At 66.2% G+C, this 20,870-nt stretch carries 16 protein-coding genes; 11 read left to right on the top strand and 5 right to left on the bottom strand.

Annotated features, from left to right (window positions below; translation table 11 throughout):
• Positions 1-8 precede the first annotated feature (8 nt).
• Together IEW22_RS13060 and IEW22_RS13055 are read right to left on the bottom strand one after the other, a co-directional pair.
• A complete protein-coding gene (locus IEW22_RS13060) occupies positions 9-992 on the bottom strand; it encodes a TauD/TfdA dioxygenase family protein (RefSeq protein WP_188587050.1) in 984 nt (327 codons plus the stop codon).
• Between the two features lie 256 nt (positions 993-1,248).
• Complete coding sequence (locus IEW22_RS13055) at positions 1,249-3,609, bottom strand: arylsulfatase (RefSeq protein ID WP_229742608.1); 2,361 nt, start codon at positions 3,607-3,609, stop codon at positions 1,249-1,251.
• Between the two features lie 234 nt (positions 3,610-3,843).
• On the opposite strand from IEW22_RS13055, the gene IEW22_RS13050 reads away from it, so the two are divergent.
• The 6 genes from IEW22_RS13050 to IEW22_RS13025 all read left to right on the top strand — a co-directional run bounded on the left by IEW22_RS13050 (position 3,844) and on the right by IEW22_RS13025 (position 11,451).
• The gene (locus IEW22_RS13050) at positions 3,844-5,439 is read left to right on the top strand and encodes an ABC transporter substrate-binding protein (RefSeq protein WP_188587048.1); all 1,596 of its coding nucleotides are present in this window, start codon (positions 3,844-3,846) and stop codon (positions 5,437-5,439) included.
• Positions 5,436-6,395 carry an ABC transporter permease gene (locus IEW22_RS13045; protein WP_188587047.1) on the top strand — a complete coding sequence of 320 codons (960 nt, stop codon included), beginning with the start codon at positions 5,436-5,438 and terminating at the stop codon, positions 6,393-6,395. Before IEW22_RS13050 ends, IEW22_RS13045 begins: the two co-directional genes overlap by 4 nt.
• Positions 6,392-7,366 carry an ABC transporter permease gene (locus tag IEW22_RS13040; protein ID WP_188587046.1) on the top strand — a complete coding sequence of 325 codons (975 nt, stop codon included), beginning with the start codon at positions 6,392-6,394 and terminating at the stop codon, positions 7,364-7,366. Before IEW22_RS13045 ends, IEW22_RS13040 begins: the two co-directional genes overlap by 4 nt.
• Complete coding sequence (locus tag IEW22_RS13035) at positions 7,366-9,132, top strand: dipeptide ABC transporter ATP-binding protein (RefSeq protein ID WP_188587045.1); 1,767 nt, start codon at positions 7,366-7,368, stop codon at positions 9,130-9,132. Before IEW22_RS13040 ends, IEW22_RS13035 begins: the two co-directional genes overlap by 1 nt.
• Positions 9,133-9,268: 136 nt before the next feature.
• A complete protein-coding gene (locus tag IEW22_RS13030; protein ID WP_188587044.1) occupies positions 9,269-10,171 on the top strand; it encodes an ATP-grasp domain-containing protein in 903 nt (300 codons plus the stop codon).
• Positions 10,172-10,386: 215 nt separating this feature from the next.
• A complete protein-coding gene (locus tag IEW22_RS13025) occupies positions 10,387-11,451 on the top strand; it encodes a DMT family transporter (protein WP_188587043.1) in 1,065 nt (354 codons plus the stop codon).
• Positions 11,452-11,527: 76 nt separating this feature from the next.
• On the opposite strand, the gene IEW22_RS13020 is transcribed toward IEW22_RS13025, so the two are convergent.
• Positions 11,528-12,160: a TetR/AcrR family transcriptional regulator gene (locus tag IEW22_RS13020; RefSeq protein WP_188587042.1), complete on the bottom strand. Its 633-nt coding sequence runs from the start codon at positions 12,158-12,160 to the stop codon at positions 11,528-11,530.
• A 285-nt stretch (positions 12,161-12,445) separates the two neighbouring features.
• Between IEW22_RS13020 and IEW22_RS13015 the strand changes: the two genes are divergently transcribed.
• The 4 genes from IEW22_RS13015 to IEW22_RS13000 all read left to right on the top strand — a co-directional run bounded on the left by IEW22_RS13015 (position 12,446) and on the right by IEW22_RS13000 (position 16,705).
• The gene (locus IEW22_RS13015) at positions 12,446-14,083 is read left to right on the top strand and encodes a sulfatase-like hydrolase/transferase (protein ID WP_188587041.1); all 1,638 of its coding nucleotides are present in this window, start codon (positions 12,446-12,448) and stop codon (positions 14,081-14,083) included.
• A gap of 91 nt (positions 14,084-14,174) precedes the next feature.
• Positions 14,175-14,513 (top strand): hypothetical protein, encoded by a 339-nt coding sequence (locus tag IEW22_RS13010; RefSeq protein ID WP_188587040.1) that lies wholly within the window; start codon positions 14,175-14,177, stop codon positions 14,511-14,513.
• Positions 14,510-15,748: an arylsulfotransferase family protein gene (locus tag IEW22_RS13005; protein WP_188587039.1), complete on the top strand. Its 1,239-nt coding sequence runs from the start codon at positions 14,510-14,512 to the stop codon at positions 15,746-15,748. Before IEW22_RS13010 ends, IEW22_RS13005 begins: the two co-directional genes overlap by 4 nt.
• 324 nt (positions 15,749-16,072) lie before the next feature.
• Entirely contained in the window at positions 16,073-16,705 is a 633-nt protein-coding gene (locus tag IEW22_RS13000) for a hypothetical protein (RefSeq protein ID WP_188587038.1), read from the top strand.
• 553 nt (positions 16,706-17,258) lie between these two features.
• Here the strand turns inward: IEW22_RS13000 and IEW22_RS12995 are convergent.
• Complete coding sequence (locus tag IEW22_RS12995; protein WP_188587037.1) at positions 17,259-18,107, bottom strand: ribokinase; 849 nt, start codon at positions 18,105-18,107, stop codon at positions 17,259-17,261.
• Between the two features lie 20 nt (positions 18,108-18,127).
• Positions 18,128-19,849, bottom strand: a complete 1,722-nt coding sequence (locus tag IEW22_RS12990) for a cation:proton antiporter (RefSeq protein ID WP_188587036.1) — start codon at positions 19,847-19,849, stop codon at positions 18,128-18,130.
• A gap of 147 nt (positions 19,850-19,996) precedes the next feature.
• Between IEW22_RS12990 and IEW22_RS12985 the strand changes: the two genes are divergently transcribed.
• Positions 19,997-20,848: an aldo/keto reductase gene (locus IEW22_RS12985; protein ID WP_188587035.1), complete on the top strand. Its 852-nt coding sequence runs from the start codon at positions 19,997-19,999 to the stop codon at positions 20,846-20,848.
• Positions 20,849-20,870 lie beyond the last annotated feature (22 nt).

The raw sequence follows: 20,870 nt of genomic DNA, 5'->3' as shown, positions 1-20,870 counted from the left end.
CCGACGGTTCAGGCGGCGTAGATCTCCAGTCGGCGGGGTTCGTCGATCACCGAGTAGTGCGACGCATCGCCGGTGATGATCTGGCTGCGCTGGCCGTTGACGTCGACGGGGACGTCGCCCGCGAGAGTGATGCGGTGCAGTTCGCGCTTCTGGTTGCCGAAGTCGGCGATCCCGTAGTGCTGGGTGGCGCGATTGTCCCAGATGGCCACGTCACCGACACTCCAGTTCCATCGGAAGGTGTTCTCCAGCCGGGTGATCCGGGTCTGCAGCAGCTGGTACAGGGAGGCGAATTCCGGGCTCTTGAGCCCCCGGAAGTCCTTGGCGAAGTGACCGAGCAGCAGACTGCGCTCGCCGGTCTCCGGATGCACTCGGACCACCGGATGCAGCGTCTCGTAGCGGGCGCTGGTGAATTCGCGGTAGTGCTCGGTACGGCGATCCGGGCTCACCCCGCCCTGCGGTTCGGTCTGCGCCGCATAGTCGTAGAGATTGGTGTGGGTGGCCCACAGGTTCTCGGCGAGGGCACGCACCGGTGCCGGCAGCTGCTCATAGGCGGCGACCGTCGACGCCCACGTGGTGGCACCACCGTAGGCAGGCAGTGTCACCGCGCGCAGGATCGAGGCCTTGGGGATCCGGTCGACGAAGGTGACATCGGTGTGCCAGCTGTTGGCGGCGCCTTCGATGTTGAGCAGTTGTTCGCCCCGCGAGGTCACCGTCGGGTGCGGTGCCGTGGGGTCACCGAGCAGTTCGGCGAATGCGTACTGCGAGCGGTCGTCGAGATGCTCCTGATCGGTGAAGACGATGGCCTTGTGTGCGGCCAGCGCCAGGCGGATCGCCTCCACCTGATCGGCGGGCACGTCGCCGCCGAGGCGGACTCCGCCGATACGTGCGCCGATGTTCTCACCGAGTCTGGTGACCGTGATGCCGGCCGCGCGGTAGACATCGCGCGCCGCGGCCTCCCTGTCGGTGTGGTTGTCGATCTGTGCCAGCGTCATGTGGTTCTCCTCTGTTGGTGTGCGGATCTACTCTGTGTGGATGTGCTCTGTGCGGTGGATCAGCTTGGTCGCGATGGTCCCGACGGCACGTGTCTGTCGCCGATCATGCTGCGGCCGAGCATATTCGAGTGTCTCGGCGACTCGAATACCCCGACATCACCAGGACAGCACCGGGGCAGCGGCGACACCAGGGAAAGAACCAGTCTGATCACAGCCGGTGCGATCGAGCCCGGTCAGATCCACGTCGGTCCCCGACTCAGTCGGCATCGAGTTCGGCCGCCTCGTCGATACGGGCGCGAACACCGGCGGGTACGCGAACCGGTCCCGGTCGGTAGGTCACCGCGCGCAAGCCGCCGGTGTACGCGAAGATCCCGCGCCGCTCCCGCAGCTCGCGGTCCACCGGGCCGCGGGCATCCCTGCCGACCGAGATCCCCGTCCACGGGGCCATCCCCACCAGCTGGAAACGGTCGGGCAGCTTGGTCACCACCGACACCTGGCCGCCGGCGGTGGCCTGCTCGGTGAAATCCCAGCGCACCGCTTCGGTCGCGGCGGCGTGCACCGTGATCAGCGTGGTACCCGACGCCAGCTCGCCCGAGGCCCGTGAGATCCGTCCGTAGCTGTTGAACACCAGGTGCAGTGCGCCGTTCTCGATGTACACCAGGTATCCACCCTGCGGATCGCCGTGCGCCACCAGCACTCCCTCGTCGGTGGGCTTGCACCCGTCGAGTTCGATGTCGATGTCGAAGTCGCGGTAGGCGATCAGGCGACTCGACCGGTATCGCTCCAGTGTCGGTGTGCCCGCCAGGATCCGCACCGGATCGGCGTAGCGATCCTCGTCGGGCCGGCGGCGGATGACGTCGGCGGGGCGATCGAGGAGCGGGTACACCGTGTTGTGCCAGGCGGCGGCATCCCAGGCAGCAGCCAGCTCGGCGACCTTCTCCGGGAATTGTGCTGCCAGATCGCGCGTTTCGGCGGGATCGGTGCGGACGTCATAGAGCTCCCACGCCGGATCGTCGATACGGGCAGGATCAGTGTGCAGCGACAACAACTTCCAGCCGTCGCGGTAGAACCCGCGATGCCCGCCGAACTCGGCGTACTGCTCACGATGCGGGGAGTCGACGCTCCCGTCGCGCAGGAATCCCGCGATGCTCACGCCGTCGCGGTCCTGGGCTGGGCGCCCGTGACGATGGCTGGGCGCATCGAGTCCGGCGAGGTCGAGCAACGTGGGTGTCAGGTCGGTGACGTAGGAGAACTGCCTGCGCACACCGTTGTCGCCGGAGTCATCGGAATCGTCACCGGCACTGGGGAGTCCGGCCGGCCATGAGATCACGAACGGCACCCGCACCCCGCCGGCGAAGGTCTGGCCCTTGTAGAAGCGGAACGGTGTGTTGGACGCCTGACCCCATCCGCGCGGGTAATGCACACCCAGCGCAGCTGAGCCGATCAGATCCTCGTCGTGCGGCACATCGCGCTCCCAGTCCTGCGGCACCGGGCCGTGCACGAACTGACTGAAGTACGAACGGGTCCCCACCGGGCCACCCTCGGCCGTACCCCCGTTGTCGGAGGTGAACACGATGATCGTGTTGTCGAGTTCACCGAGCTCGGTGAGGGTGTCGACGATACGGCCCACGCTCTGGTCGACGCTGTCGACCATCGCGGCGTAGACCTCCTGATAGCGCTGGTAGCGACGGCGCTCGTCATCGGTGAGCTCCTCCCACGGCGGCGCGTCATAACCGGGTTCGGTGTTGCGCTCGGCGATCGGGGTGTCCTCGTCGAACAGGCCGGCCGCGATCTGCCGCTCGAAGCGGTTGCGGCGGATCACATCCCAGCCCTGCTCGTAGCGGCCACGATACTTGGCGAGGTCGGACTCCTTCGCCTGATGCGGGCCGTGCATCGCGATGTGCGCGAAGTAGAGGAAGAACGGCTTGGTCGCGTCCTGGGCACGTAACGCCTTGATCGAGGAGATCGCCCGATCGGTGAGATCGTCGGTCACATAATAGTTCTCAGGGTATTCATCACCATCGACCATCGAATTGTCGCTGATCAGCTGATTGGGATGGAAGAAGGAGTTCAGGCCCTCGAGGGAGCCGTAGTAGCTGTCGAAGCCGCGCTGCAGCGGCCACGAATCCCGTGGCCGCCCCGGCCCCATGTTCGCATCGCGCACCAGATGCCACTTGCCCACCGCATAGGTGGCATATCCGTTCGCCCGCAGAATCTCCGGAAGTGTCAACACGTCGTCGGCGAGTTCCAGGCGCAGTCCCGGGAAACCCGGGTCGGAATTGGCCACGCTCCCATATCCGGCGCGGTGCGGGTTGAGTCCGGTGAGCAGCGCGGCACGGGCGGGCGAACAGACCGGAGTGGTGTGATAGTTGCTGAGCCGCAGACCGTTACGTGCGAGCCGTTCGATATTCGGGGTGTCGATCTCGGCGCCGAACGGGGAGATGTCGGAATATCCCATGTCGTCGATGAGGATCACCACGATGTTGGGGGCGCCCGCCGGTGCGACGGCCCCCCGCGGCCACCACGGCGTCGACTGCGAGCTGGTCCGCCCGATTCGCCCACCGAATCCGTCGTATCCACGGGCATTCGATGGCAGGTCGTCGGGGGTCTGGCTCACGGTGCGTCTCCTCTGGGCTGTACACGAACATGTGGAAACGACGCAGCACATCGCCCCCACGAGCACCGTGGACCCCGTCGGCGGGTACGGGCAATCCTTTCGCGCAGGCCAGATTTAAGGGCTTTGGCGCTTGCAGATCGAAATCGCGTGTGGGGTCCTGTCACAGGTCCGAGGCCGGGATAGTTTCACGGACACCCGCACCCGACCACATCCGATGAACGAGGAAGTAACCCGATGACCCGACGCCGCCCCGGTGGCATCCTCGCCGCACTCACCCTGGTGGTGGCGGCCGTCCTGGCAGTGGGCGGCTGCGCCTCGGCGGTGCATGCACAGCAGCGCGACAACGGTGGTGTTGCCTCGGCGGCGTCCGGACAGGCAGTGCCGCGTGGCGGCGACCTGCGGGTCGGCATCCTCGGCGATCTGTCCCCGAAGACATTCCTGCAGATCGGTACCGATTCACTCAACGGCCAGGTGATCGCCAACGTCTTCGACACCCTCATCCGGTACACGCGTGATGGCCTGACCGTCCGGCCGTCGCTGGCCACCTCGTGGACGCAGGCTCCCGACGGTCGTTCACTCACCCTGAACCTGCGCGACGACGTGCACTTCCACGACGGTCGGCCGTTCGTGTCCTCGGATGTGGAGAACTCGATCAAGGCCTACCTCGGTGGGCCGTGGACTCCGCAGTTCAAACGCACCGCCGCCGCGATCACCGGCTTCGACACCACAGATCCGCACCGGGTGGTGCTGCATTTCGCGCATCCGATCAGCAACATCTTCGATCTGCTCGACTCGGCGCCGATCATCGACATCACCACGCTCGCACAGCTCAAGGCCGGCAAGGTGTTCAACGGCACCGGCCCGTTCAGATTCGCCGGGTGGCAGCCCAATTCGTCGCTGAAGCTGGTGCGCAACAACGCGTACTGGGGTGGGTCGCCGCCACTGGCCTCGGTCACCTTCGACATCGCGACCGACCAGCAGTCGCTCTACACACGCCTGCGGACCGGGCAGATCGACGTGGCCTACGGACTGAACTACCACGATCAGCAACTCGCGACCTCGCGTTACAACTTCTCCGAGGTCACCCTCACGGGCGCCGAGTCGCAGGAGTACGTCGGCATCGACGTGTCCAACCCGGCATTGGCGGATGTGCGTGTGCGCCAGGCGATCGCCTACGCGATCGACCGCCGACGCATCATCGACGACGTGTTCCGTGGCAGCGGCTACGTGGTGAACCTGCCATGGCCGAAGTGGTCACCGGCGTATTCGGCGGCTGACAACGAGGTCTACCGGCGCGATGTGGCCAAGGCGCGCGCGCTCGTCGCCGCGCACGGTCGGCTGCCGACGCTCACACTCGACTACTCCTCCCAGGGTGTCGACAGGGTGATCGCCGAGATCGTGCAATCCAATCTCGAGGATGCCGGGATACCGGTGAAACTGGTCCCCAACGACCAGACGCAGCAGGCCACGAAGCTCATCGGGGGCAAGTTCGGCGGACTGTGGCTGCTGCAACACGGTTTCGCACAGTTCACGCCGTCGACGCTGGCGGTCTCGGCCTACCCGTTCAATGCGGCGAAGAACTCCTCGAACTACCAGAACCCCGACTACACGGCTGCCGCGACCGACGCGTGGACGCAGACCTCGGGCACCTCGCCGGCCGCGCTCGCCGCCTACCGGCGACTGGGCGACGTGATGCTGCGCGATCTGTTCCTGGTCGAGATCGGGGTGGTCTTCCAGAAACTCGCGACCACCCACGCCGTGGGAAACATCGACTGGGACAAGCGCAATCAGCTCCATCTGGCCACCACCTACCTCGGACGGTCCTCATGACGGGTTATCTCCTGCGACGCGTTCCCGCAGCACTCATCGTGCTGTTCGTCGCCTCACTGCTGATCTTCGCGATGGTCCGGGTGATCCCGGGCGGACCAGAAGCGGCTCTCGCCGGCGGCGACGCCTCGCCTGCCGAGCTCGCCGCGATCCGTCACGACCTGGGTCTGGACCAGAATTTAATCGTGCAGTACGGCCACTGGATCGGCGGGGTGCTCACCGGCGACTTCGGGCAGAGCTATCGCGTCGGCGGGTCGGTCAACGACCTCGTGGGTTATGGCTTGGCCAACACAGTGGTCCTGACCCTCGCCGCGCTGGTGGTCGCGCTGCTGTTCGCCGTCGTGTTCTCGTTGGCTGCCACCATCGTCGACAACCGCTATCTCACCGCGGTACTCACGGTGGTGAATGCGGTCGCGATCGCCGTGCCGCCCTTCGTGGTCGGCACCGTGGTGATCCTGGTGTTCGCGATCCATGCGCGGGTGTTGCCGGCCGGCGGCACCCCGCCGGGCGGCCTCACCGAGAACGTGTCGTTCACCCTGCAGTACCTGATGCTGCCGGCCATCACTCTCGGCCTGCCCGCCGGTGCGATGCTCGCGCGCTTTCTCACCGAAGCGTTACGCACCGAACTGCGCTCGCCGTATGTGATGACCGCGCGGTCGTTGGGAATCTCCCACCGCTCGATCGTGCTCAGACATGCGCTGCGCAATGCGCTGCCGTCGACGCTCACCGCACTGGGCATCACCGTCGGGTCGCTACTGGGTGGGGCGATCCTGGTGGAGTCGATCTTCGGCTGGCCGGGTCTGGGTCTGCTCACCGAGGAAGGCATCGCCAGCCGCGACTACCCCCTCGTGCAGGTGCTGGTCCTCCTCTCGGTGACCGTGTTCGTGACGCTGCAACTACTCGCCGACGTCGCCCACGCCTGGCTCGACCCGCGTATCCGACTGGGAGGACGACCATGACATCCACCTCATCCGGCGCGACCGCATCGCCGGAGTCCGTTGACGGCGTGCACACGGCGCTCGCGGGCAACGACTCACGTGACCGCTCGCAGGCGTCGTTGACCGTCGAACCCGGGCTGGTCCCCGAGAGCCCCGCCGACAAGGAACGCCCCACCCGCCGAGAGCCGCTGTGGCGCAGCCTCAGTCGCGGGACCGGACTGGTCGGCATGAGTCTGGTGGTGGTGGTGATCGCACTCGGTGTTCTCGCCCCGCTGCTCACCGGCTACGGGCCGACGCAGCAGATCGACGGCGCCTACCTGCTCCCGCCGAGTGGCGCGCACTGGCTCGGTACCGACGATGTGAACCGCGATGTGCTCACCCGAGTGTTGTTCGGCATCCGGGTGGATCTGCTGATCGTGTTCGTCGCGGTTCCGATCGGCGCGATCATCGGCACCGCACTGGGTCTGGTCAGCGTGGTCAATCCCGTCAGCGACGTGGTGACACAACGGTTCTTCGACGTGATCCTCGCCTTCCCGGCACTGGTGCTGGGGATCGCACTCACCGCGGTCCTCTCACCCGGCGCGGTGACGGTCGGGATCGTCATCGCCCTCGCGGAGATCCCGATCTTCGGTCGGCTCACGCGCACGGCGGTACTGCGGGTGCGGGAGATGCCCTATGTCGAGGCGGCCAGGGTGAGTGGCGCGAGCACCGCTCGGATACTCACCCGGCACGTGCTTCCCAACTCGGTGGAGGCACTCGGCGTGCAGATCGCGCTGTCGTTGTCGCTGGCGGTGTTCGTCGAGGGCGCGCTGAGCTTTCTGGGTATCGGCGTCACCGCACCCACCCCGTCACTCGGGTCGATCCTGTCGGCGGGCAACGATTATCTCGAGACCAATCCGTGGTTTTCCGTCGGGCCGCTGATCGTGATCTCGGCACTCGTACTCGGCTTCTATCTGATCGCCCAGTCCATCACCATCGGCCGGAGGCTCTGATGACCGATTCTTCTGCAGCCCAGCCCGATTCGACAGCCGAACCGTCCTCGACGGTGACGCCCGCCGGTGTCGATCCTGCTCGCGGCGTCCCCGCCCTCGTCGTGGAGGATCTCGTGGTCTCCTTCGACTACCCGCGTCCGGCCGTATCGGGGGTGAGTCTGAGCGTCGAGCGCGGTCAGATCGTCGCGCTGGTCGGCGAGTCCGGGTCGGGGAAGACGATGACCGCGCGTGCGGCGATCGGTCTGCTCCCCGACGGCGCATCGGCGCAGGGGTCGGTGAAGGTGGATGGCGTTGAGGTGCTCGGTGTGGCCGAGAAGGAGCTCAACGCGATCCGCGGCAGCAAGGTCGCGATGATCTTCCAGGAGCCCCAGACCGCACTGAATCCCGTGCGCACGGTGGGATGGCAACTGCAGCAGGCACTCCGGGCCCACGGCCCGGTTTCGCGCACCCGGGCGCGCGAGCGTGCCGTCGAGCTGTTGACGCTCGTGGAGATTCCCGATCCCCAGACCAGGGTCGACTATTACCCGCATCAGCTCTCCGGCGGACAGCGCCAGCGCGTGGTGATCGCGTTGGCGCTTGCGGGCGAGCCGGTGCTGCTGCTGGCCGACGAGCCGACCACCGCGCTCGACGTGTCGGTGCAGGAGGAGATCCTCAGCCTCCTCGTGCGGTTGCGCGACCGGCTCGGTACCGGTGTCCTGCTGATCACGCACAATCTCGGAGTGGTCGCCGACATCGCCGATCAGGTGGTGGTCGTGCAGCTCGGCGAGGTCGTTGAACGCGGCGATGTGTTCGACATCTTCGCCGCGCCCACGCACGCCTACACCCGCCAGCTCCTCGCGGCGGTGCCCCGGCTGCCGCGAGCGGAATCGGGTGCAGCACAGTCGGAGCCGGGTTCTGCCGACGCGCTCGTGGCGGGACCTGAGGACGGTGAGCGCGATCATAGCAGCCCGGACGAAGCCGTGCGCGTGCGCAACCTCACCGTCCGCTTCGGCGGCGGGCTCCACCGGGGCGGACATATCGCGCTGGATGCGGTGTCGCTGCATGTGCGCCGCGGGGAGGTGGTCGGTCTGGTCGGCGAATCTGGTTCCGGCAAGACCACTCTGGGACGTGCCGTGGGTGGACTGGTCCCGATCGCCGGCGGCACGATCGAGCTGGCCGGTACCGACATCACCGAGCTGCGCGGCCGACGACTGCGGGCGGCACGACGCCGGGTCTCCTTCGTCCCGCAGGATCCGGCGGCATCACTCGACCCGCGGTTCACCGTCGGCGAGTCCATCCGTGAACCGCTCGACATCCAGGGGGTGGGGGGCCGCACGTCGCGACGGCGACGCGTCCTCGAACTGCTCGACGCGGTCCGGCTACCCGAGTCCTTCGCCCCGCGGCTGCCCCATGAGCTCTCCGGCGGACAACGGCAGCGTGTCGCATTGGCCCGCGCTCTGGCGGTCGATCCGGATCTGTTGATCGCCGACGAGCCGACCAGCGCACTCGACGTGTCGGTGCAGGCACGGGTTCTGGACCTCTTCGCCGCACTGCAGCACGACATCGGCTTCGCCGCGCTGTTCATCAGCCACGACCTCGCCGTGGTGGAACAGGTCTGCGACCGTGTGGTGGTGCTCCGAGCGGGTCGGGTGGTGGAGTCTGGGGATGCACGCGCGGTCCTCACCGATCCCACCGCCGACTACACGCGGGCGCTGATCGACGCGGTGCCCTACCCCGACCCGGTCCGCCAACGTGCCCGGCGTCGGGGCTCTGCACAGCCCGTGTAGGGCGGCTGCGGTTCCGGAGCAGAGCTGGTGACACCGATCGGCCATGTGACAATGTGCGTTCGTGACACCTGCTGAGCAGACTCCGGCTACGGCACCGACTCCGGCGATGTCGGCGGCCGGTCTGACAGTGGCCGTTGTGACGGCTGATCCCGGCACGCGGGCCGCCGACCCCGACCCGGATGAACCGGTCGTGCTGAGCGCCTGTGCCGCTCGTGGTCTCGACGCCGCCCTGTGCGACTGGCGCGACGCTCGCATCGAGTGGTCCGGATTCCACCGCATCCTGGTGCGCAGCCCGTGGAACTATGCGGGACATCTCGACGAGTTCGACGAGTGGATCGAGCGTGTCGGCGCCGATGGCCGGCTGGTCAACAGCGCGCGGGTGCTCGGGTGGAACGGTGACAAGCGCTACGTGACCGATCTGGTCGCGGCCGGGTGTGACGTCGTGCCCACCGCATTCGCTGCTACTCGCGAGGAGGCGAGGTGCGCGATCGCCGGGGTCCGGTCATCGCGACTGGTGGTCAAACCCACCCGCTCGGCCGGTTCGGTGGACACCGGGCTCTTCGACAGCGGCGACGACCGGGCACTCGCCTTGGCGGCGCGCATCGTCGACTCGGGGCGGCATGCGATGATCCAACCCGCCGTACCCTCGGTCGCGCAGGTGGGGGAGAAGGCGCTGGTCTACTTCGGTGGCACCGGCAGTGATCTCGGGCGGTCGACGCCGCGGTTCTCCCACGCTTTCCGCAAGGGTCCGATCCTGGCTGTCGGCGGCGGCCTCATCGGCGACACCTACACCGAGAACGTCACCGCCGAGCAGGCCACCCGCACCGAGCGTGCGGTCGCCGAGAAGGCGCTGGCGACGATCACCGCGACCGTCGGGCCGCTCGCTTACGCGCGCGTGGATCTGGTCGATCTGAATGGTCGACCAGCCATCCTCGAAGTGGAACTCGTCGAGCCCGCGATGTACTTCTCCACCGCTGCCGACGGGGCCGTCGACCGCTATCTCGACGCGGTGCTGACCTACTCCGACGGATCCCGGTGACCGGGAGGCTCTGATCTCACAGCCGCACAAGGCGGTCACACCATTGGGTGCCGTGGTGACGATGCGCGACACCGCCCCGGCGTAGACGACATCGTCGACCAATGCCGCGCGCAGTGATCGACTCGACACAATCGGCACCGCTGACTTGGCCGGTTCGAGATATATGGCAACAATGGCTGGATAGGCGCATTTGTCGTCAGTAGTCGAGTCAGACCGTGGGGGGCGTAGTGATACTGGTTGTCACCACCAGTCTCTGCGCGGCCATGTTCTTCGCGATCGCGGCATTTCTGCAGCACAGAGCGGCCGCGTCGGGTGATTCGGGCATCGGCCTGACCAACTCGCCTGCGCTGCTGTCGCGGCTGGTCCGCACCCGTAGCTGGGCGCTCGGGTGGATCACCAACATTCTCGGCTTCGTGGTCCAGGCGGTGGCCTTACACCTCGGACCGCTGGTGGTGGTGCAGCCGCTGGCGTCCACGCAACTGCTGTTCACGCTGCCGCTGTCGGCCGTCGACGGCGGCCCGGTACGTCCGCGTGCCCGCGACTGGGGGTGCGCGCTGCTGGTGTGCGTCGGTCTGGCGCTGCTGATCGTCTCGCAGGGGGATGTGCAGAGTCCCGGGGTGGCCCACCCGGCGCGACTGGCCATCACGCTGATCGTCGCCGCTTTCGCCGTCGTGGTGTGTGCGGTGGCCGCGGGCAGCGTCGCCACACGGGTCGGGGCGCTGTTCCTCGCGGTCGGTGCGGGCATCTGTTATGCGGTCACCGCGGTGGCACTCAAACTCACCATCGAGGACCTCGTGTCCGGTGGACTCGTCGGCGCACTCACCGACTGGCCGGTCTACATCCTCGGCGTCAGCACTGCCACCGGCCTCGTGATGGGCCAGAGCGCCTTCGCCGCCGGACCGCTGCCGTGGGTTCTCGCCGCGATGAGCGTCACGAACCCGTTCGTCGGGTACATCGCCGGTCTGGTCGCCTTCGACACGCCATGGCCGCGCACGACGCTGGCCTGGGTGCTCACGGTCATCGCCGCGGTCCTGGTGGTCACCGGGCTGGTCGGCATCGCCTCCTCGAAGGTCGTGCGTGCCTGGTACGGCCCGATCGGCGCCGCTGCGGGCGCGGACGCTGCCGGCACTGACGATGCCGGTGCCGACGACGAGACGGGGAGTCGGCCGAAACTCCCCGCTGCCGTCGGCGACCAGTACACCGTCGACCTCCCTACCGTGCGACGTGCCACGGCCGACCAGCGTCCTACCGACATCGCCGAACGGCGGTCTGCGGGCTGACGTGGCCCGAGCGTCCACGTGTGCCGAAGTGAGTTGTCGGGGAGTCGAGTGGGGAAGAGTGTCCGGCGCCGGGTGGCTATCGGGGACGCCGCCCGATGGCCGCCCAGATCAGCTCCCGCACGGCCAGCGCGCGTTCGCCCCGGCCGGCTCCCTGCGCCTGCACCGTGGTCAACAGCAGGGCCAGCAGGATCGATTCGAGAGCGGTGGCCATCACCTCGCGATCGATGTCGGTGCGCACCGACCCCTCTTCCTGACCCCTGCGTAGTGCCACCGCCAACGCCGATCGCAGCCGCGCGGGAATCTCGCCGGTGGCCAGTCGGGGCATGAGCGTGGGTTCGAGGCCGCGGACCACCCGGTACACCAGCGGGTAGTCGGGTAACTGGGTGGCAAGCCCCAGCATCAGCTGTTCGATGAACCCGTCGCCGGCCGCCCGCGACGGATCGAGCACCACATCGGAGAGGCGACCGGCTTCGCGGTCGTATGCGGCGACGAACAGATCCTCTTTGTTCTCGAAGTGGAAGTACACCGCCGACGGCGTGATGGAGAGTTCGCGAGCGATCGCGGCGACCGAGGTGCGCCGATACCCGAGTTCGGCGAAGTGACGGGCAGCGACGTCCAGCAGCTTCTCGCGTGTCGACGCGTGGCTAGTCGACGCGCGGGTCGTCAATGCATTCGCCGAGGTGGAGGCCGAGTCCGGCGCCGGGGTCATGTGATGAGAATAACCAGCCGACGCCGTTTGACATATCTGCCCATTGTATAAGCGTTGGCTCGGGCCAGGGTCGTTCCCCGCATAGACCTTTGACCACGGTTTACCTGAGATTTTCGCTGACATTGCGTGTGCGCCGGAGGGTTGACTCGACTGAATTATTCGTATAATCATTAAGTCGAAGTTCGGCGTCGGGGGTCGCCACATCCACACCGTGGTGTTCGGTTACCAGGGCGTCGCATCGGCGCGGACCCGGGGTGACCGCGCCACACGTTGACAGGAGCCCGCATGGGGGAGATAACTCGTCGTTCGTTCTTCGGACGGTCAGCCGCGTCGGCGGTGGCAGCGTCGGCTGCCTCGGCTGTTGTCACGTCGAGCGGCGGCGTCGGCCAGGCGCGAGCCGATACCGATCCGAGCCGTCCGAACATCCTTGTGGTCATCGTCGACGAGATGCGTACGCCGCAGTGGTTCCCGTCGGAGCAGAAACTCGCGACCCTGCTACCCAACATCGCCCGTATTCGCGCGGGCGGGGTGAGCTTCGACCGCTACTACAGCGCCGCCACGATGTGTACGCCGGCACGCGGGACGATGCTCACCGGCCTCTACGCACATCAGACCGGCTGCATGCTGGTCAACCAGAGCACCCTGGCGTCGGGTTTCCCCACCTGGGGATCACTCGTCTCCGCACGTGGCTATCAGTCCTGGTGGTATGGCAAGTGGCACCTCGGACATACGCCCGACACCACCCCGGGCGGACTCGGGGCTTACGGGTTCTCCGGCGGCACATACCCATCGCCCAACGGATCGCCGAATCAGGGCATGCACGTCGACCCGTCGATCACCGGCCAGTTCATCGACTGGTTCGGCAGTAAGGCCGGTGACGGACCCTGGTGTACGACGGTCTCATTCGTCAATCCGCACGACATCCAGTGGTGGCCGCGCTGGACACATCTCGTGCAGCAACAGAACGCGATCCCGCAGATCATCACCTCGCTGCCGCCCAACTATGAGACGCCACAACAGCTCGAGAAGAACAAGCCCCGCCTGCAGACCGCACTGCGGCAGGTTGCGAACATCGCCTTCGGAGTGCCGGAGTACTCCGGGCCGCAGGCCGAGAAACAGTGGATCGCGATGGCCAACCTCTATCTGTGGTACCAGCGTCAGGTCGATGTCCAGATAGGTCGCGTACTCGACACCCTCGCCGCCCGACCCGATGTCGCCGCCAACACGGTTGTCGTCTTCACCGCTGATCACGGCGACTACGCGGGATCCCACGGTCTGCACGGCAAAGGCGGTGCGGTGTACGAGGAATCGATCAGGGTGCCGTTGGTGGTACACGACCCGCGCGGAAAGCTCAGTCGGGGAACCGGTCCGGCGCAGTCGCGGTCGCAGCTCGTCTCGTCCGTCGATCTCACCCCATTCATCCTCACCGTGGCCACCGGCGGCAACGCGTGGCGGTCCGAGCCGAATCTGGCGCACCTCGCCGCGCGTGCCGACATCGCCGCGATCTGCTCGAATCCCGATGCGGCTGGACGTCCGTGGATCGCGCACACCACTGACGAGCACACCATCGAGGAGGGGGCACTCGCCTTCGACGCCAATGCGCCCGCCCATGTGGTGGGAGTGCGCACTCCCACTGCCAAATTCGCCGCCTACTCGCACTGGAAGCGCGGCACCATCGACATCGACCACACGCAGACCCAGGAGTTCGAGCTCTACGACTATCGCACCACACGCGGCCCGCTCGAGGTCGACAATCTCGCGGGTGGCACATCGACATTGCGATCGCAGATGCAGGAGCTGCTGGCTACGGCGAGTGCCACCGAGGTCGACCAGCCGCTGCCCGCCTATCTGGCTGCCGCAGCGCAGCAGGGATTGCACGACTACTTCACGCAGGCCGGAAGTTTCGCGAACCCGTTCGCGTGAGGACGTGTGGAATTCGAGACCGCTCGACAGTCGGCGTTCATGAGAGTCCAGACACCTCAGACGTCCGAGCCGGATCAGAAGGAGTGCGCAGATGACCGACGGCCGTGACCAGCACATCGCCAACAGGTGGGTGCGCAGTGAGACGACCCACGTCGACCACGAGGCGTGGGGATGTGGGGCGCGGGGATGTACCGCCACCCATCACCCCGACGATCGCCATGTCGTTTGGGAGGACCCCGCTTCCGGCAATGCCGTTCTCCTGCTCGATGCACCCATTGCAGACCAGCGGCGGCTGCTGTGGCGGTCGCGAACCGGCACCGTCCGGGACATGAGCTCCTATGCCTTCGGATTGCCCGACCGCACGAGCGTCATCGCTGCCGTGGATGTGGCCTTGACCGGAAACCAGGACGAGATCGGACGATTCGAATGAGCACACGCACACGACGCGAGAACGGGCGACGCAGGCACCGGCCGGCGCTCGCGCGCACACTGGGAACTGCTGCCGTGTCATTCGGCGCAGTGGCCGGCGTGGTGGTAGGGGTGGGTACCGTGTCAGCGGCGCCGACCCTGCCCACGTTCTCGCTGGCCCGGAAGTTCACCGTCAATGTCAACGCACCCGGCGACATCTTCTACACCTCCGGCGCCAATGTGGCAGTTCCGTTGCCCATTCCAGGACTCGGACAGGGATCCGATCAGGGTCTGCTCATCGTCGACAAGACCGGGAAGGTGCTGTGGCACAGGCCAGCACCCGTCGGTGCGGGCTTCGCCAACTTCCGCACTCAGATGTATCAGGGCAAGAAGGTGCTCACCTGGTGGCAGGGTAGTGGCGTCGACGGGCACGGCACCGGTGTCGATTACATCGCCGACCAGAATTACCACGTCATCACCACTCTGACCGCCGGTGACGGCCTGCAATCCGACGCTCATGAGTTCCGGCTGACGCCCGGTGGTGAGGCCCTGATCACCGCATACCGTCAGATCAACGCAGACCTGTCCTCGGTCGGCGGCCCGGTCAACGGATCGATGATGGATTCGGTCGCCAGCGTGGTCGACGTGGCCACCGGTCGGGTGCTCATGCAATGGTCGGCGAAAGCGCATGTGCCACTCACAGATTCGAGTATGAAGCCTCGTGGCGGGCTGAACTCGATCGGCGGTCAGGCGACCTACGATCCCTACCACATCAACTCGATCTCGCTGGATCCCGACGGCGACCTCCTGATCTCGATGCGCAACGTCAACGCGCTCTACGACGTGAACATCCACACCGGTGCGGTGAAATGGATTCTGGGCGGCAAGCATTCGACGTTCACGGTCGGGCCGGGAGCGTCGATACTCGGTCAACACGACGCGGAATTCGCCGATGCCACCACCGTTCGCGTGTTCGACAACAACGTCGACGGCTCCATCCCGCAGGGCACGTCGGCCATCAAATGGATTCGGCTCGATCCGGCCACCCATTCCGCGTCGCTGGTGCGTGCCCAGGAGCATCCGAATCGTCTCGTCACGTTCGCGACCGGGAATGCGCAGGCACTCTCCGATGGCTACACGTTCGGCAGCTGGGGCACCGCCGGTCACATTTCGGAGTTCTCACCCACCGGACAGCTGGTCTACGACGCGAGCATTCCGAGCGGAACCTATCGCGCATATCTGGACACGTGGCCGTGACCCGCTGGCGGTGACAGGAGCGGGCCCACCGGGTCGCGATGATGAAGTATCCGGTGCGCAGCCGGTGATCTACGCAGTCCCTCGTGGTCCCTCGCGTGGCTGGGTGTCGGGTGGTGGCGGTGGTCGAATCGTTATGGGAACCCAGGAATTCGGTCGTATTCGCCAGATTTGCGCCATGCCACGATCACAACACGGTCACGCATGCGTCGATGAACCCCGATCATGTGGAATGGTGAATAGTGGATCTAGTTGTCATCAGCACACATTGAGCGACCGCGGTGAGTTCGCGCGATGCCGGGTCGAGCGCGGGAGGAGCCACGTCCTATGGCCAGCAAGAACAAGCGCGACAGTGAGATCGACAAGCTCAGCAAGACGGTCGACAAGTTGCGCGGCAAACTCGACGAGGCGCAGCAGGCCGCTCGCGACAATGTCGCGAAGATCCAGAAGGATGCACAGAAACGGGTTGCCGAGGCCGAGGGTGCCGTGAGCGCGATGCGTAATCAGTTGCAGAGCATGATCAACTCTCGCAACGGAACGGGCCCGAGCGCGAACGGGTCTGGTGCGGGCAACGCCTCCACGGCATCGACCAATCGGTCGGGTGCACCTGCGACCGCGGCGAGGACCTCCACCGCGAGCAACGCCACGGCGAGTACCAAACCATCGGCAGGCTCGAAGACCAAGGCCTCCAAGTCCGCCAAGGCCTCAGGCGCCGCGTCGACGGGCTCGACATCGTCGGGTGCTGCATCGACAGCGAAGAAGACCACCGGCTCCGGTGCGGCGAAGGCTTCCACGAACGGCTCGGGGAAGAGCTCGTCGGGCTCGTCGGGGAAGAAGTACAACCGCGATCAGCTCGTGTCGATGACCGTCGTCGAACTCAAGGGCCTCGCCCGTGATGCCCACATCCAGGGCTACTCGTCGTTGAACAAGGAAGCGCTGGTCGAGCTGCTGTCCGCCTGACGGTTGATCGATTCGTCGATTCGTCATGCGCCGCCGGGCGCTGATGCTGCTGGTGAACTGGTTGCGTTCGTCGTGAACTGGTTGCGCGGAGCTTCGCGCATCCAGTTCTTGTCGGCGCATCCATTGCACTGGTCGCGCCGTTGGAAACTGGTTGCGTTTGTGCCCGCGCATCCAGTTCATACAGCGCTAGCCGACTCGCGCAACCAGTTCGTACAGCGGCATGGGGAGTTGGGCGTCACTGCGCCTCGCGCATCCAGTTCTTGTCCGCGCAACCATTGCATTGGGTGCGCGGTTGAAAAGTGGTTGCGTCTGTACCCGCGCATCCAGTTCGTAGTGCGTCCGCCCGCCCGCGCAACCAGTTCGTACAGCGACATGGGGAGTTGGGCGTCACTGCGCCTCGCGCATCCAGTTCTTGTCCGCGCAACCATTGCATTGGGTGCGCGGTTGAAAAGTGGTTGCGTCTGTACCCGCGCAACCAGTTCATACAGCGCCCGCCCACCCGCGCAACCAGTTCACAGCCCGGAACCCTCGCGCACCCCGCGACCGCCGACCCCTACCCCACGTACTCGTCCAGGTCCCCGAATTCGGGCTGTGTCGCCTCGTCGGCGACGGCGGCTGCACCCACGGCGCAGGCGGCCTCCAGCGCGACCCGCGGCTCGTAGCCGCGTAGCAGTCCCACCACCAGCGCAGCGCAGAACGCATCGCCGGCACCGACACTGCTCACAGCCGTGGTCGGTACGCCCGCCGCACGGGCGAGCGAAGTGCCGTCACGAAGCAACTCTGCGCCGTCGGCACCGTAGGTCACGGCGACCAGGCAACCGGGCGGGATGTGGTCGAGGGCGTCGCGTTCGTGTTCATTGACCACGAGCAGATCGGTGTTGTCGAGGAGCTCACGTGGCAGATCCCGCACCGGCGATGCGTTGAGCACCACCATCCCGGAGGCGCGCCGCGCCGCGTCGAGTACCCGGTCCATCGGGATCTCCAACTGCATGATGACCGCGTCGTCATCGAAGTCGATCGAGCTGGTGTCGATTTCGGAATTGGCGCCGGGACACACCGAGATCTGGTTCTCGCCGTGGGAATCCACGCAGATGAGGGCAATGCCGGTCGCCGAATCACGTTCGGCGAGTGCGGATGTGTTCACCCCCGCGCGGCCCAGCGCGGCGCGCATCAGCTCGGCCTCGCCGTCACGGCCCACCGCACCGATCATGCGCACGTCACCACCGAGCCGAGCCGCGGCCGACGCCTGATTGGAGCCCTTGCCGCCGGGCATCCGGGTCAACACCCCATCGGTGACGGTTTCACCGGGGCCGGGAAGTCTGCTGGTGGTGGCCGTGATGTCCACATTGATGCTGCCGACCACAGCAATTCGCGGATGACGGGTGCCGTGTGCGCTGCTCACCTCTCACACATTTACCCGGCTCACTCCTCCTGCGCCACCAACCTGATCGCTGATTCCTGCACGTCGAGCTGTCGTTGCGCATTGGACACGGCCTGGGAGCTGTAGGCACCCGAATCGCGCGCCTTGATCAGCGCGTCGCGTTCGGCGTCGATCACCTGCAGCCGCAGTTGCCGGTACTCCCGGAACTGATCGATGTCGACAGCCTGGCGCTGTGCCTCACCCTCACCCTCCGCTTCGGACTGCTCCTCGGCGATCCGGCTGTCCGAACGCACCCGGTCGATCACCGCCACGCTCACCTGACCGCGATCGGCGGCCTCGTTGATCACGTCGCGTCCGGCCGACGACACCGTGGTGATGAGCGACTCGTAATCGCTGCGCAGCTTCACCGGATCGTCCGAGGGCACCTTGATCGCCTTGATCACCAACGGCAGTGTCCCGCCCTGGACCAGAAGCGTGAATGCGGCGACCACGAATGCGACCAGCAGCAGTTGCGCCCGATACGGGGTGTCAGCGGGCAGGGTGTTCGCGGCGGCGACCGTGATCGCACCGCGCATCCCGGCCCAGCCCAACACCACTCCGCCGCGCCACCCGACCCGCTGGTTCAGCAGGTATTCGATGTCGCCGCTGGCCCGTTCGACCCGCCGTTCGATGTGCGCGATACGTCGCGGGGTGAAACGACTGACGAAGTCGTTGTCCGAGAGTCGCTTCTGCCATTCCTGAAGCCGCGGCTTGTGTTCTTCGGCCTGTTGGGCGTCGCGGTGCATCACCCCGACCAGCGGTGCCACGAACACGATGCGGATGACGATCACCGTCACCGACATGATCAGCCCGATCCCGATGGTGTTCCACAGGTCGAGAGCGCCGGGATGAACGTCGTCGATCAGATGTTTCAGCGACAGCCCCATGTACAGGAACACGAAACTCTCGAGCAGGAATGACAGCGTCCGCCAATTCAGCGTCTGCGACACCCGGGCCTGCGCGTCGAGGTATTTGACGCCCAGATGCCCGGTGACCAGCCCTGCGACCACGGTCGCGAGAATGCCCGATGCGCCGAGATCCTCGGCGGGGATGAACGCGACGAACGGCACCACGAACGACACCGCGGTGTTGAGTACCGAGTCGTGGAGCACGGCACGCACCCGCACGGTGAGATAGCCCGCCACCGCGCCGATCACGATCGCCACCACCACCGAATACACAAAGCTGCCGACCACATGCCAGAGCGACACCGATGCCGCGATCGCCGCACTCGCCGACTTCAGCAGGGTCAGCGCGGCCGCGTCATTGATCAGACCTTCACCCTCGAGCACCGACAGCAGTCGAGACGGCAATCCCAACTTGCGGCCCACCGACGTCGCGGCCACCGCGTCGGTGGGGCTGATCACCGCACCGAGTGCGAATGCGGCAGGCCAACCGATCTCGGGGACCAGCATGTGACAGACCCACCCGGCACCGACAGTGGTCGCGACCACCAGGACCACGGCGAGCCCGCCGATCGCCTTGATGTCGCGCCGAAGATCCTGGGTGGGCATGTTGATGGCCGCCGAATAGATCAACGGCGGGAGCACCACCGTCAGAATCCATTCCGGGTCGATGTCCACCCGGGGTACACCGGGAACGAAACTCAGTGCGGCGCCGAACACCACCAGCAGCAGTGGCGCGGCGATGCCCAGACGCCGGGAGAACGACGCGATCGTCACGGCGACGGCCACGCCACCCACTGCCACCAGTGTCAATTCCACCGTGTCACCACCTGCCTCGACGCCCACTGTCGGCAACGAGACTACGAGGCCGAGAGCGAACACACCGAGTGAGCCCGGGTGTGGGTTCTCTCGGCATCGGCATCTCGCGTTCACGGCATGACACGAGCGGCGGCGTAGCGTGAGGTGATGGACTCCGCTGACCTGTACCAAACGATTCCGACACGTGAGTTGTCCGACGGCACCGCACTGCCGGTCATCGGCCTCGGTACCTTCAGTCCCGACGACACCGACGTGACGGCCATGGTGGCCAGCGGCATCGACAATGGCTACCGGCTGATCGACACTGCCTTGCGCTACGAGAACGAACCCGAGGTCGGTGCCGCGATCGCCGCATCCGATGTGGATCGCAACGACATCCTTATCACCACGAAAATCCCTGGGAGACTGCAGGGTTACGATGGTGCCATCGAGTCGGCCCGCACATCGATGGCCAATCTGGGGGTCGATCACATCGATCTGCTGCTCATCCACTGGCCTCTGCCGCGCCTGGACAAATACGTCGACACCTGGCGCGCGATGATCGACATGCGCCGCGACGGCCTGGTCACCTCCATCGGTGTCTGCAATTTCGAACCCGCCCACCTCGACCGCATCTCCGGGGAGACCGGGGTGATGCCGGTGGTCAACCAGATCGAGATGCATCCCTTCTTTCCGCAGCGTAAGCTCCGAGAATTCCACGCGCGCAACGGCATAGCCACCGAGGCGTGGAGCCCGTTCGGGCGGGGCAGCGCGATCATGGAGTGTGAGCCGGTGACGTCGGCTGCCACTGCGCACAATGTGTCGCCGGGGCAGGTCATCATCCGCTGGCATCATCAGCTCGACGCGGTGCCGTTGCCGAAATCGGCACACAGCGAACGCCAACGCGAGAACCGTGACATCTTCGGATTCGCCCTCACCGATGAGGAGATGGCGGCCATCTCGGCGCTCGAACGCGGCCGCATCCAGGACCAGGACCCCAACACCTACGAAGAGTTCTGACCCACACCGGGTCTGACGCACA

Source organism: Gordonia jinhuaensis, assembly GCF_014639795.1.
Classification (GTDB): Bacteria; Actinomycetota; Actinomycetes; order Mycobacteriales; family Mycobacteriaceae; genus Gordonia_B; species Gordonia_B jinhuaensis.
This window is presented reverse-complemented; position numbering and strand designations above follow the sequence as displayed.

What these genes read in the sequence shown, in the direction of transcription:
- IEW22_RS13060 (WP_188587050.1), bottom strand. Translation starts at nt 992, where the DNA reads ATGACGCTGGCACAGATCGACAACCACACCGACAGGGAGGCCGCGGCG.
- IEW22_RS13050 (WP_188587048.1), top strand. Translation starts at nt 3,844, where the DNA reads ATGACCCGACGCCGCCCCGGTGGCATCCTCGCCGCACTCACCCTGGTG.
- IEW22_RS13045 (WP_188587047.1), top strand. Translation starts at nt 5,436, where the DNA reads ATGACGGGTTATCTCCTGCGACGCGTTCCCGCAGCACTCATCGTGCTG.
- IEW22_RS13040 (WP_188587046.1), top strand. Translation starts at nt 6,392, where the DNA reads ATGACATCCACCTCATCCGGCGCGACCGCATCGCCGGAGTCCGTTGAC.
- IEW22_RS13035 (WP_188587045.1), top strand. Translation starts at nt 7,366, where the DNA reads ATGACCGATTCTTCTGCAGCCCAGCCCGATTCGACAGCCGAACCGTCC.
- IEW22_RS13020 (WP_188587042.1), bottom strand. Translation starts at nt 12,160, where the DNA reads ATGACCCCGGCGCCGGACTCGGCCTCCACCTCGGCGAATGCATTGACG.
- IEW22_RS13015 (WP_188587041.1), top strand. Translation starts at nt 12,446, where the DNA reads ATGGGGGAGATAACTCGTCGTTCGTTCTTCGGACGGTCAGCCGCGTCG.
- IEW22_RS13010 (WP_188587040.1), top strand. Translation starts at nt 14,175, where the DNA reads ATGACCGACGGCCGTGACCAGCACATCGCCAACAGGTGGGTGCGCAGT.
- IEW22_RS13005 (WP_188587039.1), top strand. Translation starts at nt 14,510, where the DNA reads ATGAGCACACGCACACGACGCGAGAACGGGCGACGCAGGCACCGGCCG.
- IEW22_RS13000 (WP_188587038.1), top strand. Translation starts at nt 16,073, where the DNA reads ATGGCCAGCAAGAACAAGCGCGACAGTGAGATCGACAAGCTCAGCAAG.
- IEW22_RS12985 (WP_188587035.1), top strand. Translation starts at nt 19,997, where the DNA reads ATGGACTCCGCTGACCTGTACCAAACGATTCCGACACGTGAGTTGTCC.